Here is a 14003-nt window from a genome sequence, read left to right as displayed (position 1 = left end):
CGCCTTCGGACAGAGCCCGGCGGTCAGCCGCCGGGCTCACATTCCGCGCGCTTCGGAAACGCAGATTTCCAGAATCGTTTCCGCGCCTTCCACCATTTTGTTGAAGTCCTCGGCCGCGTTCGCCGGGCCGACATGGACAAAGCCGTTCACGGATGCGGCAAGCCCCCGGCACAGGCCGGCGGCGGAGTGGAAGAAGACGTAATTGCACAGATAGCCGCCCGCATTGTCAGACCATTCCACGGTATGGCCGCGTTCTTCCAGCGCCTCGGCGATGCGCGCAAGCGGCAGGGATGACGGGATATCGTCTGCGTTGCGCAGTATGGGCGACGCTTCGGGAATGTTGCCGGCATTATCCGGCGCGTCAGAGGCAATCGCATTGCGCGCCAGACGTTCCAGGCGAAAGCCTACCGCTGTCTTCGCCAGGCCGAAATGCACGGCGACATGCGGCTCGAAAGTGGATGCGACGTCCTCGAGCGCCGGAATGGTATCGGCGTAATCGACCGGCAGCACCGCGAACCGGCACTCGACGTCCGACCCGACAAAGGGCGGGTTGGCCTCGAAATGGCGGATCAGCCGTTCGGTCGGATTATGCGGCGCACCCGGAAAAGGCGTGAAACCGGTGACGAGAAGGCGGATGGTCATGTCGCAGCCGCCTTCCCTTTTCAGCTCATTCCTTGGTCGGCGGGATCGAGCGAAGGTAGAGTTCGCGCAATTGCGCCGGAGATGCCGGAGCCGGAGCGCCCATCAGAAGGTCTTCGGCCTGCTGGTTCATCGGGAACAGGGTCACCTCGCGCAGGTTCTTCGCGCCGACCAGCAGCATGACGATACGGTCCACACCGGCCGCCATGCCGCCATGCGGCGGCGCACCGTAATGGAAGGCTCGGAACAGGCCGCCGAAGCGCTCCTCGACCGTCTTCGCGTCGAGTCCGACAATGCCGAACGCCTTGACCATCACCTCGGGGAGATGGTTGCGGATGCCGCCCGACGCGATCTCGTAGCCGTTGCAGACAAGGTCGTACTGCCACGCCTTGATGTTGAGCGGATCCTCGTTTTCGAGCGCGCCCAGGCCGCCGCGCGGCATGGTGAAGGGGTTGTGGCCGAAATCGACCTTCTTTTCGTCCTCGTCCCATTCGTAGAACGGGAAGTCGACGATCCAGGCGAGCGCAAAACGGTCGCGGTCGACAAGGTCCAGTTCCTCGCCGGCACGGGTGCGCGCATCGCCGGCAAAACCGGCGAATTTCTTCGGGTCGCCGGCGGCGAAGAAGCAGGCGTCGCCCGGCTTCAGGCCGAGCTGCAGGCGGATCGCCTCGGTGCGCTCCTCGCCAATGTTCTTGGCGATCGGGCCCGCGCCCTCGACCTTGCCGTTTTCCTCGCGCCAGAAGATGTAGCCGAGGCCCGGCTGGCCCTGGCCTTGCGCCCAGGAGTTCATGCGGTCGCAAAAGGCGCGCGAACCGCCGGTCGGCGCGGGAATCGCCCAGACGGCGCCGCGCCGATCGTTGGCGAGGATGTTGGCGAAGACCTTGAAGCCGGAGCCGCGGAAATGTTCCGACACGTCTTGCATGACGATCGGGTTTCTCAGGTCAGGCTTGTCGGTGCCGTATTTCAGGATCGCGTCGTCATAGGCGATGCGCGGGAACTCCCCGGTCACCGGCTTGCCTTCGGCGAATTCCTCGAAGATGCCGCGAACGACCGGCTCCATCGCCTCGAACACGTCGTCCTGTTCGACGAAGCTCATTTCGAGGTCGAGCTGGTAGAACTCGCCCGGCAGGCGGTCGGCGCGCGGATCCTCGTCGCGGAAACAGGGCGCGATCTGGAAATAGCGGTCGAAGCCGGAAACCATCAGCAACTGCTTGTATTGCTGCGGCGCCTGCGGCAGCGCGTAGAACTCGCCCGGATGAATGCGCGACGGCACGAGGAAGTCGCGCGCGCCTTCCGGCGACGACGCGGTCAGGATCGGCGTCTGGTATTCGGTGAACCCCGCCTGCACCATGCGGTTGCGCATGGAGGAGATCACTTTGGTGCGGGTGACGATGTTCTTGTGCAGCGTGTCGCGGCGCAGGTCGAGAAAGCGGTATTTGAGGCGAATGTCCTCGGGATAGTCCGGCTCGCCGAAGACCGGCAGCGGCAACTCGCTCGCCTCGGAGAGGATTTCCATCTCGCGCGCGAAGATTTCAATCTCGCCGGTGGGCAGGTTCGAATTGACGGTCTCGTCCGTGCGCGGCTTGACCTCGCCATCGACACGGATGACCCATTCGCCGCGAACCTTCTCGGCCGTGGCGAAACAGGCGGAATCGGGATCGGCGACGACCTGGGTGACGCCGTAATGGTCGCGAAGGTCGATGAAGAGAACTCCGCCATGGTCGCGCACGCGGTGAACCCATCCCGACAGGCGCACGGTCGATCCGGCGTCCGTTTTGCGGAGGGCTCCGCATGTGTGGCTGCGATAACGGTGCATGAATATTCGCCTTTGTGTGCCCGGGCGCGCGATTGGCACGCCGCAATTTCAGTGGTGCGGGAAATCGCGCGGAAAAGCGCATGGGGCAAGCGATTTGTCAAGGCAAGCGAGAGGTGTCGCGCGGCAATCGACAAACCACGGCGACACCGCTAAAGACCTTTGCCATGAAGCCCATTGATTCAACGGAAGAACTTTCCGCTGCCTGTGCGCGCCTCGCGCATCATCCGTTCATAACGATCGACACGGAATTCATCCGTGAAACCACCTTCTGGCCGGAGCTCTGCCTCGTCCAGGTCGCAAGCGCCGACGAGGCGCTATTGATCGATCCGCTGGCGAAGAGGATCGACCTCGCGCCGCTGTTCGACCTGCTGGCGAACAAGGATGTGCTGAAGGTCTTTCACGCGGCCCGCCAGGACATCGAGATCTTCTTCAATCTGACGGGCACGGTGCCGGAGCCGATCTTCGACACCCAGGTCGCCGCCATGGTCTGCGGCTTTGGCGACGCGATCGCCTATGACCAGCTCGTCAAGCGCATTTCCGGCGCGCATATCGACAAGTCGTCGCGATTCACCGACTGGCGGCAGCGGCCGCTCAGCGACAAGCAGCTTTCCTATGCGCTGGCCGATGTGACGCATCTGCGCGATGTCTACGAGCATCTCGCCGAAACGCTACGGAACGAAAACCGCGCGCACTGGGTCTCCGAGGAGATGGGTGTGCTGACTTCCCACGGCACCTACGACATCCTGCCCGAGGACGCCTGGCAGCGGCTGAAGCTGCGTGTCCGCAAGCCAATCGAATTGCAGATCCTCAAGAATATCGCCGCCTGGCGCGAAAACGAGGCTCGCAACCGGAACCAGCCGCGCCGCCGCATTCTCAAGGACGACGCCATCTACGAGATCGCCCAGCAGCAGCCGCAATCGCCGGAAGCGCTCGGACGGTTGCGTTCGCTCAACAAGGGCATCGAGCGCTCGTCCATGGCCGCGCCGCTGATCAAGGCGGTGACGGATGCGCTCGAGATGGACAAGGCCGACCTGCCGGCAATCCCTCGCCCGCCCGCATCGCCAGAGGGCACGAGCGCCGCCGTCGATCTTCTGCGCGTGCTGCTGAAGCTCACCGCCGAAGAACAGGGCGTCGCCCAGAAGATCATCGCGACGACCGACGATCTCGAGCAGATCGCCATCCATGGCGAAGACGCCGATGTCGGGGCACTGAAGGGCTGGCGCCGCGAGGTCTTCGGCGACAAGGCGCTTCGCGCGACCCGCGGCGAACTGGCCATTCGCTTCAGGGAACGCAAGCTCGACGTGATCGACGTCGGCTCCGGGTAGGCGTCGCGCGGCCGCGGCTCATGAAGTGTTTCTTCATCAATCTCGACCGCGTTCCCGAACGCCGCGCCCACATGGAAAAGGAGTTCGGGAAAGTCGGCCTTGAAGCCGAGCGATTTCCCGCCGTCGATGCGCTCCGCATCGAGGACTATGACAATGTCCGCTACATGCCCGGCGCCGGGGTGCGCTGGGAGATCGTCAAGAGCCAGATCGGCGTTTTCGAAAGCCATCGCAGAATCTGGCAGGCAGTGCTGGCGCGAGACCTCGACATGGCGGCCGTGTTCGAAGACGACATGTTCTTCCTGCCGGACCTCGTCGAACTGCTGGGCCTTCTCGAGGCCGCGGGACCGCAATTCGATGTGGTCAAGCTCGACAGCGCGTTCTATCCGGTGCCGCTTTCCGCGCCCGAACTGACGATCGGCCGGTGGCCCTTGCGGCGAATCCTGTCGGACTCGACCAGCTGCGGCGCCTATGTGCTGACGAGGCGCGCGGCCGAAAAGCTCCTGGAATGGTCCGATCCCTATTGCGACCATATCGATGACTTCACATTCAGGCCGCGCCCCGGCTGGCGCGCTTTGCAGGCGGAACCGGTGGTCGCCAGCCAGTTGTCGATGCTTCCGCGCGACTTCGCCAATCGTTATGTGGATGCGATGCAAACAGTCGCCCAAAGCGAACGGACCGTCGACCCGCGCATCCGGCAAAAGGTCGCGAAAGCGCCGTTCCTGCGCCGGCTCCGCAAGGAAATGAAGCGCAACGTCCGCAACATGCTTTGGCGGGTCCATGGCCGGCGCCGGCATCTCGCCAGCGGCGGCATCATCAGCGCGAGCCGGATAGCGCCCGAGAGACTATACGGTGACGACGAGCGAAATCTCGCGGCCGACCGTCCTTGGCCAGCTGGTTGACCCGGCCGAGCGGCCGTGAGCCGTAGAGGTCCGCCAGGCGCGGCGGCAGCACCAGTTCCATCGAACCGTCGTCCCTGGCGCGCCAGGTGACATCTCCGATGACGCCGGGCATGGCCGCTGTGAACAGATATGCGACACGGAAGAAAGCGCCGAGATAGCGGCTTCGATCCCAGATCCGGTCGCTGGAGATCTTGCGGATTTCCGGAGCGAGCGTCGCGTTCTTCAACCCGTCATGGCGGAAATAATTGGCGAGCGCGATATAGGCGCGGCCCGGATGGTCGATCTGGGTGAAGGAGCCATAGGCGATGACGTTCATCGCCTGGTCGCCGCGATAGTCGGGATGGGCGCGCCAGGAAATGTCCGCCAGCCGGCAGGCCGCCTCGCGGTAACGGCGCTCGTCCTCGGTCTCGTCGATGCCGAAGGCCTTGAAGGCGATTCCCGTCCAGTCCGCCAGTTCGCGCGCATGCTGTGGAGAACGGGAGCGAAGGATCGAGAGCTCTTCCGACGCCTCCATCAGGGCATCGAGCTGCCGGTCCTCTTCGCTGAGCAGGCTGTAGAGATAGCCTTCGCGCACGCCGGCCGAGGAGAATACCACCTTCGCCGGCTTCATGACCCGGATCAGCTCGGCGAGAACAATCGCTCCATAGGGCAGAAGCGCGCGCCGGGAACGCGAGACGTCCTCGATGCCTTTCAGCTTCTCGACATTGTTGCGGCCGACCTTCTTGAGAAAAGGGATCGCGGCCGGGGCGTCCATCTCGTAGTGATGGGTTTACGTGCAGCGGGTAGTTCTTGGCCGCCATGTGCAGCTTGGCGAGGTTTCGCCATGTGCCGCCGACGGCATAGAAGTTACGCCCCTGCCCCTGTTTCAGGAACGGAACCGACGTCAGTTCCTCGCGGGCGATCAGGACGGCCTTCTCGTAATCGCCTTCGGCGCGCTCGGAGAGGCGGATGACGCCGATGGGCAGCGTGCGGCCGTCGCCGATGGCGTGATCCTTCATCTCGACCAGTTCGAGGCTGCCGCCGCCGAGATCTCCGGTCACGCCGTCGATGTTGCGGAAGGCGGATTGAATGCCATAGGCCGAATAGAGCGCTTCCTCGCGCCCGCTCAGCACGGTGACACCTCCTGGCGCAGGATTGCGTTCGGCTTCCTCGATGAAGGGTGGGCCATTGCCGGCCCTCCCGCGCCGCCGCGGTGGCGAGAATGGCCAGCCGCTCGACGCCCGCCTGGTCGGCCAGCCCGCGAAAGCGCCGCAGCGCCGCGAGAGCGTTTTTCTACGGCGTCCGGATCCATGTCGCCGGTTTCGGCGATGCCGCGGCCGAGCCCGCACTGCACCTTCTCGTTGAACAATATGGAAGGCGCGCGCACCAAGCCCTCGTAGATGACGAGGCGGACAGAGTTCGATCCGATGTCGATAACGGCAACCGGATGCCTGTTTCTCAGGCGTCCCTGGGCGTCTTCGGTCTCAATCAATTGTCAGTTCCAACACCGAATTGCAGGGCAGAACGCCCTGACCGGAAGCCCAGGGGCCTGACCCTAGGCCTGCTTGTTCTCTGCCCGTATTTTATGCGCAATCAAACGGGGCGCGGAGGATTTCAACGACTTTCCACGACCGGAAAGGCTCGGGATTGGTCATGAAATATTTCTGCGCGTCGAAAGGTTGCTCATCCTTGCCGGCCGTCATGCGGCGCGACCGTCCGTCCGGCAGAAGCTCGAAGCTCTGCTGGTTGTCGAGGAGATTGGCCAGCATGATCTGGCCGAGCACCTGTTCGTGCACCGTCGGATTTTGAAGCGGCACCAGTGTCTCGACGCGGCGGTCGAGATTGCGCGGCATCAGATCCGCCGAACCGATATAGATGATCGCCTCGTCGGACGGCAGGCCGTGGCCGTTGCCGAAGCAATAGATGCGGCTGTGCTCAAGAAAACGCCCGACGATCGATTTGACGCGGATGTTTTCCGACAGGCCCGGAAACCTGCGGGCGCAGGCAACAAATGCCGCGCACGATCATGTCGACCTGAACGCCGGCGGCGCTGGCGTCGTTAGAGCGCGTCGATGATGGCCGCATCCACAAGCGCATTCCATCTTGAACCAGATCTCGGCGGGGCGCCCCGCCTTCGCATGTTCGATTTCCTGCGCGATGTGATGCAGGATCCGATTGCGCATGAAACGCGGCGACACCGCCAGCTTCATGTCGGAACCGGGGTCGGCATATCCGGTGATTGAAATTGAAGACCTGCGCCACGTCATGGGCAATCACGGGATTGCAGGTGAAGAAGGACAGGTCCGTGTAGATCTTCGCCGTGACCGGGTGGTAGTTGCCGGTGCCGAGATGCACATAGTTGCGCAGGCGCTTGTCCTCGCGGCGGACGACGAGCGACATTTTCGCGTGCGTCTTCATCTCGAAGAAGCCATAGACGACCTGCACGCCGGCGCGTTCGAGGTCGCGCGCCCAGCGGATATTCGCCTCCTCGTCGAAGCGTGCCTTCAGTTCGATCAGAGCGGTGACCGACTTGCCGGCCTCGGCCGCGTCGATCAGGGCGCGGATGATCGGGCTGTCTTCCGAGGTGCGGTAGAGCGTCTGTTTGACGGCGAGTACGTTCGGATCCATCGCCGCCTGGCGGAGAAACTGGACCACCACGTCGAAGGATTCATAGGGGTGGTGGACGATGATGTCCCTTCTCGCGGATCGCCGCGAAGCAGTCGCCGCTATGCTCGCGAATGCGTTCGGGAAAGCGGCCGAATAGGGTTCGAAATTCGATCGTCGCGATCGATCGAGACGATTTCCGAGACGGTGTTGAGCGCGAGAATGCCCGGCTGCACGCTGACGCGCATCTCGGGCACTTCCAGTTCATGCGCCACGAACTCGCGCAGGCCCTGCGGCATTTCGTGATCGAACTCGATACGGACCACCTGGCCGCGGCGGCGGCGTTTCAGCGCTGTCTCGAACAGGCGGACGAGATCCTCGGCCTCCTCCTCGACCTCGATGTCGCTGTCGCGGATGACGCGGAAGGTGCCCTTCCCCTTCACCTCGTAGCCCGGGATTAGAGCTTGGCGATATAGAGGCCGATGACGTCTTCGAGGCTGATGAAGCGATAGCCCGCGCCCTCGGTCGGAATGGAGACGAAGCGGTTCCAGCGAGACCGGGAAGCGCAGCAGCGCGTTCATCTGCTCGCGCCGATGGCGATGGACGAGTTCCAGCGCGATCGAGAAGCCCAGATTGGGGATGAAGGGGAACGGATGCGCCGGGTCGATGGAGAGCGGCGTCAGGACCGGGAAGATCGTCTCGAGGAAGTGCTCCTCCAGCCACTGGAGATCCTGCCGTTCGAGCTGTTCGCTGCGAACGATCTCGATGCCCTGCGCTTCCAGTTCCTCCTGCAGTTCTGCGAGGACGACCTGCTGCTCGGTCTGCAACTTGCCGGATTCCTCGAAGATCGCGTCGGAGTTGTTCCTGCGGCGTCAGGCCGTCGGAGGAGCGTTCGGCGATGCCTTCGCGAACCTGGCCCGCGAGACCCGCGACACGCACCATGAAGAACTCGTCGAGATTGTCGGCGGAAATCGACAGGAAGCGCAGCCTTTCGAGCAGCGGATGCTTGGTGTTGCGCGCCTCGTCGAGAACCCCGCCAGTTGAACTGAAGCCAGGAAAACTCGCGATTGACGAAACGCGAAGGCGTCATCCCGTTGTCGCGATGGGCGCGACCGCATCGGCGTCGCCGCCTTGCGGCTGTTCGGTCGTCGTGTGGACAATATCGGTCATTTCGCGTTTTTTCCGGTCCGATTCCATGCGGGGCTTGTACCAGTTTGATCCCAAGGCGGTCATGGGCGCAATGCCACGCAAGGATGACATGATCGCGACCGTTTGCCGCGACCTAGAAGCCAAACTCGCCCTGATTGTCGTCATACTCGCGCACGAATGCGGCGGCAAACGCACGGGTGATCTTCGCCTTTCGCGCCAGCGAGGCCTTGTCGAGGGCGCTCGACGTTCAGCCGGGCGCTGGCCAGCGACCGCTCGATGCGGCTGGCGATATAGCGGATGACGGAGGCCGTCGACCGCGATCTGCCCGGTCGGCGAAGAGTTTCGTCATGACGCCGATGAGAAGCTCGTCGTCCGGCTCGTCGATCTCGACCGTGGTGGCGGCCTGGATGCGCGAACGCAGATCCGGCGTCCGCACCTGCCAGGCACCGGGCCAGTGGGCCGAGGGTCATCAGCAGGCTTCCGCCAGCCGACCGCACCGCGTTCATGATGTGAAACAGCACCGTCTCGTCGAAAGCGCCGGGCTCCACCCCGTCGAGTCAGGATCGGCTGGCCGGCCTGTGCGGCGCGTCGAGATCGGCGGCCGTCAGATCGGCGGGGATCGCAGGCCCGCGCGACCGCCTCCTCGCGCCAGATGGTCGCCAGATGGGTCTTTCCCGAGCCGGGCGGGCCGGCCACGATGACGAAGGGGCCGGGCCAGTCCGGCCAGCGCTCGACCAGCGTCACCGCCGCGCGGTTGGCGCGGGTGACGATCAGGTCGTCGCGCGACATGGAGCCCGACAGGCCGATATCGAGAAGCAGCTGGGAATCGGTCTTCGTCATGGAGTTTCGGTCCGGCGAACCGGCCGGATCATTCATCATTCGCCGGCATCTTGGCGCCGGCCTCCGATTGCCCGACATAGAGATCGGAATCCAGATATTTCTCCAGCGCGAAGCGAACGAGGACGCCGATGGCCGAAGCGGCGGGTTACCGCGATCAGCAGGCCGGTGAAACCGAACAGCGCGCCAAAGGCAAAGAGCGCGAACATCAGCCAGACCGGGTGCAGGCCGACACTGTCGCCGACCAGCTTGGGCTGCAGGATGTTGCCCTCGACCGCCTGGCCGATGAAGAAGACGGCGGCCACCATCACCACCGAGATCCAGTCGGGCCAGAACTGGACGATGGCGACCCCGACCGACAACACCAGCCCGACCAGCGAGGCCTACATAGGGAATGAAGCTGATCAGGCCGGCGAACAGGCCGATCAGCAAGCCGAAATTGAGCCCCGTGACCGTCAGGCCGATGGCGTAGAAGGTGCCGAGGATTAAGGCAGACCGTGCCCTGGCCGCGGACGAAGCCGGCGATGGTCTTGTTGATGTCGCGGCCAAGCCGGCGGACGCTATCGACATGATCGCGCGGCACCCAGGCGTCGAGTTTGGCGACCATGCGGTCCCAGTCGAGCAGCATGTAGAAGGCGACGACCGGCGTGACGATCAGCAGGCCGGCGACATCGATGACGGCCTTGCCGGACGACCACAGGCCCTGGAAAGAGCGTCGTCAGGAAACCCGCGCCCTGCTTCAGCAGTTCGTTGAACCCGCCCTGAAGATCCTCGGCATTGATGCCGATATAGTTCGCCAGCCAGCCGGTCTCGAGGCTGAGACGGGAAAACAGCGCCTGGGAGCTGCGAGATATATTGCGGGGAAATTGGAGAAGAAATCATTCGCCTGGGTCACCAGGATCGGGACGATGACAGCCAGAGCGATAACCAGCGCGATGACGAATCCGAGCAGGATGACGATGGTCGAGGCCAGCCGCGACAGGCCGCGGCGTTCGAAGAAATCGGCGACGGGATCCATGAAATAGGCAAGCGCAAGGCCCGCCACGAAGGGCAGCAGGACCGAACGGAAGACATAGACGAAGAGGATGAAGACGGGCCGCCGCCGCCAGCCAGAAGAGGGCCTGGCGTTTCAGATAGGCGGTGGAGATGTGCTTGCTCATCAGGTCTCGTCCGGTTGTCCGACTTGCTCCGCGGCGGTCCCGCCAAGACCGCCGATCAGCAAGCGGACATAGGCCGCCGCAGAAACAGCGGTCAGGAAAACGACAAGTGCGATCAGAGCATAATTCACGCCGGGAAGCGACCATTCAAAGGCGTTTGCGGCGAGCAGAGCCAGCCGGCCAAGACGATCAGGATGGCCGTGTTGACCTTCGAGATCGGCAAGGGCCGGATGGCGTACGCCGCGCCGCGCGTCGCCATCAGCATTGCGCCGACGACGATGGCGATGTCGCGCACGAGGATCAGCACGAGCAGCCACACCGGCACGATGCCGTCGGCGGCGAAGGCCGAGAAGACCGCGATGGTCAAAGCCTTGTCGGCCAGCGGGTCGATATAGGTTCCGAAACGGGAACCCTGCTGGAAATAACGGGCAATGAAGCCGTCAACTCCGTCCGACAGGGCCGGCTATCAGGAACAGCACGAAGCCGGTCATCCACGCTTCCTGCAGGATCGCCTGGACGATGAACGGAATCATCGCCCAAGCGCGCAAGCGAGATCGCGTTGGGTATTGTCCAGAAGCGCGAGGTCATTCATTTCCCGTCGTTTTCACTGTCATATAGATATGCGGCCGTGCCGGCGCAAAAGCCTTTCTCGCGCGCCCATGCAAATTGCTGTGGGCAGGTCCGCGCCCGGCACTGGAAACAGCGTCTGTGCCGTGCAATAGAGCGGCCAATCAGGGACATTGCAGGGCAAACGCGCCATGTCGGAAACTTCGCGGGACGGAAAGAAACGGCCTCTCCTATGCCGATGCGGGCGTCGATATCGACGCCGGCAATGCGCTGGTCGAGGCGATCAAGCCGATGGTGAAATCGACCCGGCGTTCCGGCGCGGACGGGACGATCGGCGGGTTCGGCGGATTGTTCGACCTCAAGGCGGCCGGTTTCTCCGATCCGGTCCTCGTCGCCGCCAATGACGGCGTCGGCACCAAGCTGAAGGTGGCGATCGAGGCGGGCATCCACGACACGGTCGGCATCGATCTCGTCGCCATGTGCGTCAACGACCTCGTCGTGCAGGGCGCGGAACCGCTGTTCTTCCTCGACTATTTCGCGACCGGAAAGCTGGACGTCAAACAAGGATCGGATATCGTTTCAGGTATCGCCGAGGGGTGCCGGCAGGCGGGCTGCGCGCTGCTCGGCGGCGAAACGGCGGAAATGCCCGGCGATGTATGCGTCAGGCGATTACGACCCTCGCGGGCTTTGCCGTCGGCGCGGCGGAACGCGGGCAATTGCTGCCGAAAACCGATATCGCCGAGGGCGACGTGATCCTCGGCCTCGCCTCGGCGGGCATCCATTCCAACGGCTATTCGCTGGTGCGCCACATCGTCGGGATGTCGGGGCTTTCCTATGGCGCGTCGGGCGCCGTTCGACAAGGAGCGCACGCTGGGCGAAGCCCTGCTCGACCCGACCCGCATCTATGTGAAATCCGTGCTGGCGGCGATCCGCGAGACCGGTGCGATCAAGGCGCTGGCGCATATCACCGGCGGCGGTTTCCCGGGAGAATATCCCGCGCGTGCTGCCGGACGGCATGACCGCCGAGATCGACCTTTCGGCTATTCATGTGCCGCATGTCTTCGCCTGGCTCGCGGCACAGGGCGGCGTGGCGCGCGACGAGATGCTTCGGACCTTCAATTGCGGCGTCGGCATGATCGCCGTCGTCTCGCCTGAAGACAGCGAAGCGGTTGCCGAAGTGCTGGAGCGCGAGGGCGAGACGGTCACGCGGATCGGCGTGATGGGCTCCAGCGACGGCGCGCGCGTGACCTATCGCGGCGAGCTGGACCTTTGAAGCGCAAGCGCGTCGCCGTGCTCATCTCCGGGCGCGGCTCCAACATGGAGGCGCTTATCCGCGCGACGAAGGCGCCGGACTATCCCGCCGAAATCGTGCTGGTCCTCTCCGACAACCGGGAGGCGAAAGGGCTGGAAACGGCACGGAGTGAAGGTATCGCCGCCCGCGCCGTGGCGCGCTCCTCGCATGGATCGAAACGCGCCCATGAGGAGGCGATCCAGCAGGCGCTGGACGAGGCCGGCGTGGAGATCGTCTGCCTCGCCGGATTCATGCGGCTGCTGTCCGGCGAGTTCCTACGAACCATGGAAGGGCCGGATCATCAACATCCACCCTTCCCTGTTTGCCGAAGCACAAGGGGCTCGACACCCACGCCCGCGCCATCGAGGCGGGCGATGCGACCCATGGCTGCTCGGTGCATCACGTCACCGCCGGAATGGATGAAGGCCCTGTGATCTGCCAGGCCGAAGTGCCCGTCCTGCCGGACGATACGGCGGACAAGCTCGCCGCACGGGTGCTGGAACAGGAGCACCGGCTCTATCCGCTGGCGCTGGCGAAGATCGCCCGCTCAATCGAAGACTGACATATCAAAGCTGCTGCCCGGCGGCCGTCAACGTTGCGTTGGCGCGGTTTCTTGATAATAACGCCGGGCCTTGCGGAGGAATGAAGTACATGGCCCAACCCCTTGTGATGATCGCCGGCGGCGGTATTGGCGGACTAGCGGACCGCGCTGACGCTCAACCAGATCGGCGTGCCCTGCCTCGTGTTCGAAGCCGTGCGCGAATTGCGTCCGCTCGGCGTCGGCATCAACATCCAGCCGAACGCCGTGCGCGAACTTTACGATCTCGGCATCGGACCGGACGAGATGGACAAGGTCGGCTTGCCGGCGAAGGAATGGGCGCTGGTCGGGCTCAACGGCAACGACATCTATTCGGAAAACGCGCGGCCTGCTCGCCGGCTACAACTGGCCGCAATATGCGGTGCATCGCGGCCTCTTCCACATGCTGCTCGCGAACACATTCACGGCCCGCGCCGGCGAGGGACGCCCTTCGTCTGGGTAGCCTGCGTGACCGGGTACGAAAACAATACCGACGGCAGCGTGACGGCGATCGTCGAACACGCCGACGGCTCGACATCGCGCGAGACCGGCACGCTGCTGATCGGCGCGGACGGGATCCATTCCTCGATCCGCGCGCAGATGCATCCGGACCAGCCGCCGATCCACTGGGGCGGCGCGATCATGTGGCGCGGCACCACTATGGCGAAACCGATCCGCACCGGCTCGTCCTTCGTCGGCCTCGGCACGCACAAGCACCGCATGGTGATCTATCCGATCTCGCATCCCGATCCGGAAACCGGTCTCGCCATGATCAACTGGATTGCCGAAGTGACCGTCGACAATTCCGAGGGCTGGAAGAATTCGGGGTGGTTCAAGCCGGTCGAGATTGACGATTTCATCCAGCATTTCGAGGGCTGGACCTAATGACTGTGCTCGACGCGCCGGCGCTGCTGCGCGGCGCCGATGTAGCCTATGAAAACCCGATGATCGACCGCGATCCGATCTCCACATGGCGCGAACGGCAATGTCGCCCTGATCGGCGATGCCGCGCATGCGATGTATCCGACCGGCTCCAACGGCGCGAGCCAGGCAATCATCGATGCGCGCATTCTGGGCACCTGCCTGCTGGACCATGGCGTCACGGCGGGACGCTCTTGCCGCCTATGACGAGAAGCTGTGCGGCCCGATCTCGGAACTGATCC

General features: G+C 63.9%; 14 protein-coding genes and 7 pseudogenes. 6 read left to right on the top strand and 15 right to left on the bottom strand.

The features are described 5' to 3' along the window. Positions 1-36: 36 nt before the first annotated feature. A complete protein-coding gene (locus ABIN98_RS01185) occupies positions 37-642 on the bottom strand; it encodes a hypothetical protein (RefSeq protein ID WP_346906637.1) in 606 nt (201 codons plus the stop codon). A 25-nt stretch (positions 643-667) separates the two neighbouring features. Further along, on the bottom strand, positions 668-2455 hold the full coding sequence (gene aspS / locus ABIN98_RS01180) for an aspartate--tRNA ligase (protein WP_346906636.1): 1788 nt from the start codon (positions 2453-2455) through the stop codon (positions 668-670). 164 nt (positions 2456-2619) lie between these two features. Here aspS and rnd point away from each other — a divergent pair, with 164 nt between their 5' ends. Continuing rightward, entirely contained in the window at positions 2620-3780 is a 1161-nt protein-coding gene (gene rnd / locus ABIN98_RS01175; RefSeq protein ID WP_346906634.1) for a ribonuclease D, read from the top strand. Between the two features lie 20 nt (positions 3781-3800). Then, positions 3801-4679, top strand: a complete 879-nt coding sequence (locus ABIN98_RS01170; protein ID WP_346906632.1) for a glycosyltransferase family 25 protein — start codon at positions 3801-3803, stop codon at positions 4677-4679. On the opposite strand, the pseudogene ABIN98_RS01165 reads toward ABIN98_RS01170, so the two are convergent. The 12 genes and pseudogenes from ABIN98_RS01165 to ABIN98_RS01110 form a co-directional block, all read right to left on the bottom strand. Further along, positions 4594-6150 (bottom strand): annotated as a pseudogene (locus ABIN98_RS01165) (Ppx/GppA family phosphatase). The gene ABIN98_RS01170 and the pseudogene ABIN98_RS01165 overlap by 86 nt on opposite strands. Positions 6151-6241: 91 nt before the next feature. Further along, on the bottom strand, positions 6242-6613 hold the full coding sequence (locus tag ABIN98_RS01160; protein ID WP_346906696.1) for a hypothetical protein: 372 nt from the start codon (positions 6611-6613) through the stop codon (positions 6242-6244). After that, positions 6594-6743, bottom strand: coding sequence for a hypothetical protein (locus tag ABIN98_RS01155; protein WP_346906694.1), 150 nt, complete (start codon positions 6741-6743; stop codon positions 6594-6596). The genes ABIN98_RS01160 and ABIN98_RS01155 overlap by 20 nt, the downstream gene beginning before the upstream one ends. Further along, positions 6683-6841, bottom strand: a complete 159-nt coding sequence (locus tag ABIN98_RS01150) for a hypothetical protein (protein ID WP_346906692.1) — start codon at positions 6839-6841, stop codon at positions 6683-6685. Before ABIN98_RS01150 ends, ABIN98_RS01155 begins: the two co-directional genes overlap by 61 nt. Before the next feature lie 118 nt (positions 6842-6959). Further along, positions 6960-7313 (bottom strand): annotated as a pseudogene (locus ABIN98_RS01145) (RNA degradosome polyphosphate kinase); the annotation flags it as partial. A 71-nt stretch (positions 7314-7384) separates the two neighbouring features. Continuing rightward, positions 7385-8089, bottom strand: a complete 705-nt coding sequence (locus tag ABIN98_RS01140; protein ID WP_346906630.1) for a hypothetical protein — start codon at positions 8087-8089, stop codon at positions 7385-7387. 58 nt (positions 8090-8147) lie between these two features. After that, positions 8148-8234: pseudogene (locus ABIN98_RS01135) on the bottom strand (hypothetical protein); the annotation flags it as partial. Between the two features lie 114 nt (positions 8235-8348). Further along, a complete protein-coding gene (locus tag ABIN98_RS01130) occupies positions 8349-8522 on the bottom strand; it encodes a hypothetical protein (RefSeq protein ID WP_346906629.1) in 174 nt (57 codons plus the stop codon). A gap of 22 nt (positions 8523-8544) precedes the next feature. Beyond that, positions 8545-9287: pseudogene (locus tag ABIN98_RS01125) on the bottom strand (hypothetical protein). After that, a pseudogene (locus tag ABIN98_RS01120) lies at positions 9280-10408 on the bottom strand (AI-2E family transporter). The pseudogenes ABIN98_RS01125 and ABIN98_RS01120 overlap by 8 nt, the downstream one beginning before the upstream one ends. Continuing rightward, positions 10408-10536, bottom strand: coding sequence for a hypothetical protein (locus ABIN98_RS01115; RefSeq protein ID WP_346906625.1), 129 nt, complete (start codon positions 10534-10536; stop codon positions 10408-10410). The pseudogene ABIN98_RS01120 and the gene ABIN98_RS01115 overlap by 1 nt, the downstream one beginning before the upstream one ends. Continuing rightward, positions 10533-10838, bottom strand: a complete 306-nt coding sequence (locus ABIN98_RS01110) for a CDP-alcohol phosphatidyltransferase family protein (RefSeq protein ID WP_346906690.1) — start codon at positions 10836-10838, stop codon at positions 10533-10535. The genes ABIN98_RS01115 and ABIN98_RS01110 overlap by 4 nt, the downstream gene beginning before the upstream one ends. A gap of 386 nt (positions 10839-11224) precedes the next feature. Here ABIN98_RS01110 and purM point away from each other — a divergent pair. The 3 genes and pseudogenes from purM (at position 11225) to ABIN98_RS01095 (ending at position 13725) form a co-directional block, all read left to right on the top strand. Then, positions 11225-12245: pseudogene (gene purM / locus ABIN98_RS01105) on the top strand (phosphoribosylformylglycinamidine cyclo-ligase). Then, positions 12242-12825 (top strand): annotated as a pseudogene (gene purN / locus ABIN98_RS01100) (phosphoribosylglycinamide formyltransferase). The pseudogenes purM and purN overlap by 4 nt, the downstream one beginning before the upstream one ends. A 180-nt stretch (positions 12826-13005) precedes the next feature. Continuing rightward, positions 13006-13725: a hypothetical protein gene (locus ABIN98_RS01095; protein ID WP_346906624.1), complete on the top strand. Its 720-nt coding sequence runs from the start codon at positions 13006-13008 to the stop codon at positions 13723-13725. Here ABIN98_RS01095 and ABIN98_RS01090 read toward each other — a convergent pair. Next, positions 13722-13910, bottom strand: coding sequence for a hypothetical protein (locus ABIN98_RS01090; protein ID WP_346906698.1), 189 nt, complete (start codon positions 13908-13910; stop codon positions 13722-13724). The genes ABIN98_RS01095 and ABIN98_RS01090 overlap by 4 nt on opposite strands. Here ABIN98_RS01090 and ABIN98_RS01085 point away from each other — a divergent pair. Then, positions 13858-13968 carry a hypothetical protein gene (locus tag ABIN98_RS01085; protein ID WP_346906622.1) on the top strand — a complete coding sequence of 37 codons (111 nt, stop codon included), beginning with the start codon at positions 13858-13860 and terminating at the stop codon, positions 13966-13968. The genes ABIN98_RS01090 and ABIN98_RS01085 overlap by 53 nt on opposite strands. Positions 13969-14003: the final 35 nt, after the last annotated feature.

It is taken from the genome of uncultured Roseibium sp. (assembly GCF_963675095.2).
GTDB lineage: Bacteria > Pseudomonadota > Alphaproteobacteria > Rhizobiales > Stappiaceae > Roseibium.
This window is presented reverse-complemented; position numbering and strand designations above follow the sequence as displayed.

Coding starts and splice junctions, on each gene's coding strand:
- ABIN98_RS01090 (WP_346906698.1), bottom strand. CDS start 13,910: ATGCGCGCATCGATGATTGCCTGGCTCGCGCCGTTGGAGCCGGTCGGA.
- ABIN98_RS01185 (WP_346906637.1), bottom strand. CDS start 642: ATGACCATCCGCCTTCTCGTCACCGGTTTCACGCCTTTTCCGGGTGCG.
- ABIN98_RS01155 (WP_346906694.1), bottom strand. CDS start 6,743: ATGCGGCCATCATCGACGCGCTCTAACGACGCCAGCGCCGCCGGCGTT.
- ABIN98_RS01085 (WP_346906622.1), top strand. CDS start 13,858: ATGTATCCGACCGGCTCCAACGGCGCGAGCCAGGCAATCATCGATGCG.
- aspS (WP_346906636.1), bottom strand. CDS start 2,455: ATGCACCGTTATCGCAGCCACACATGCGGAGCCCTCCGCAAAACGGAC.
- ABIN98_RS01130 (WP_346906629.1), bottom strand. CDS start 8,522: ATGTCATCCTTGCGTGGCATTGCGCCCATGACCGCCTTGGGATCAAAC.
- ABIN98_RS01170 (WP_346906632.1), top strand. CDS start 3,801: ATGAAGTGTTTCTTCATCAATCTCGACCGCGTTCCCGAACGCCGCGCC.
- ABIN98_RS01150 (WP_346906692.1), bottom strand. CDS start 6,841: ATGCGCAATCGGATCCTGCATCACATCGCGCAGGAAATCGAACATGCG.
- rnd (WP_346906634.1), top strand. CDS start 2,620: ATGAAGCCCATTGATTCAACGGAAGAACTTTCCGCTGCCTGTGCGCGC.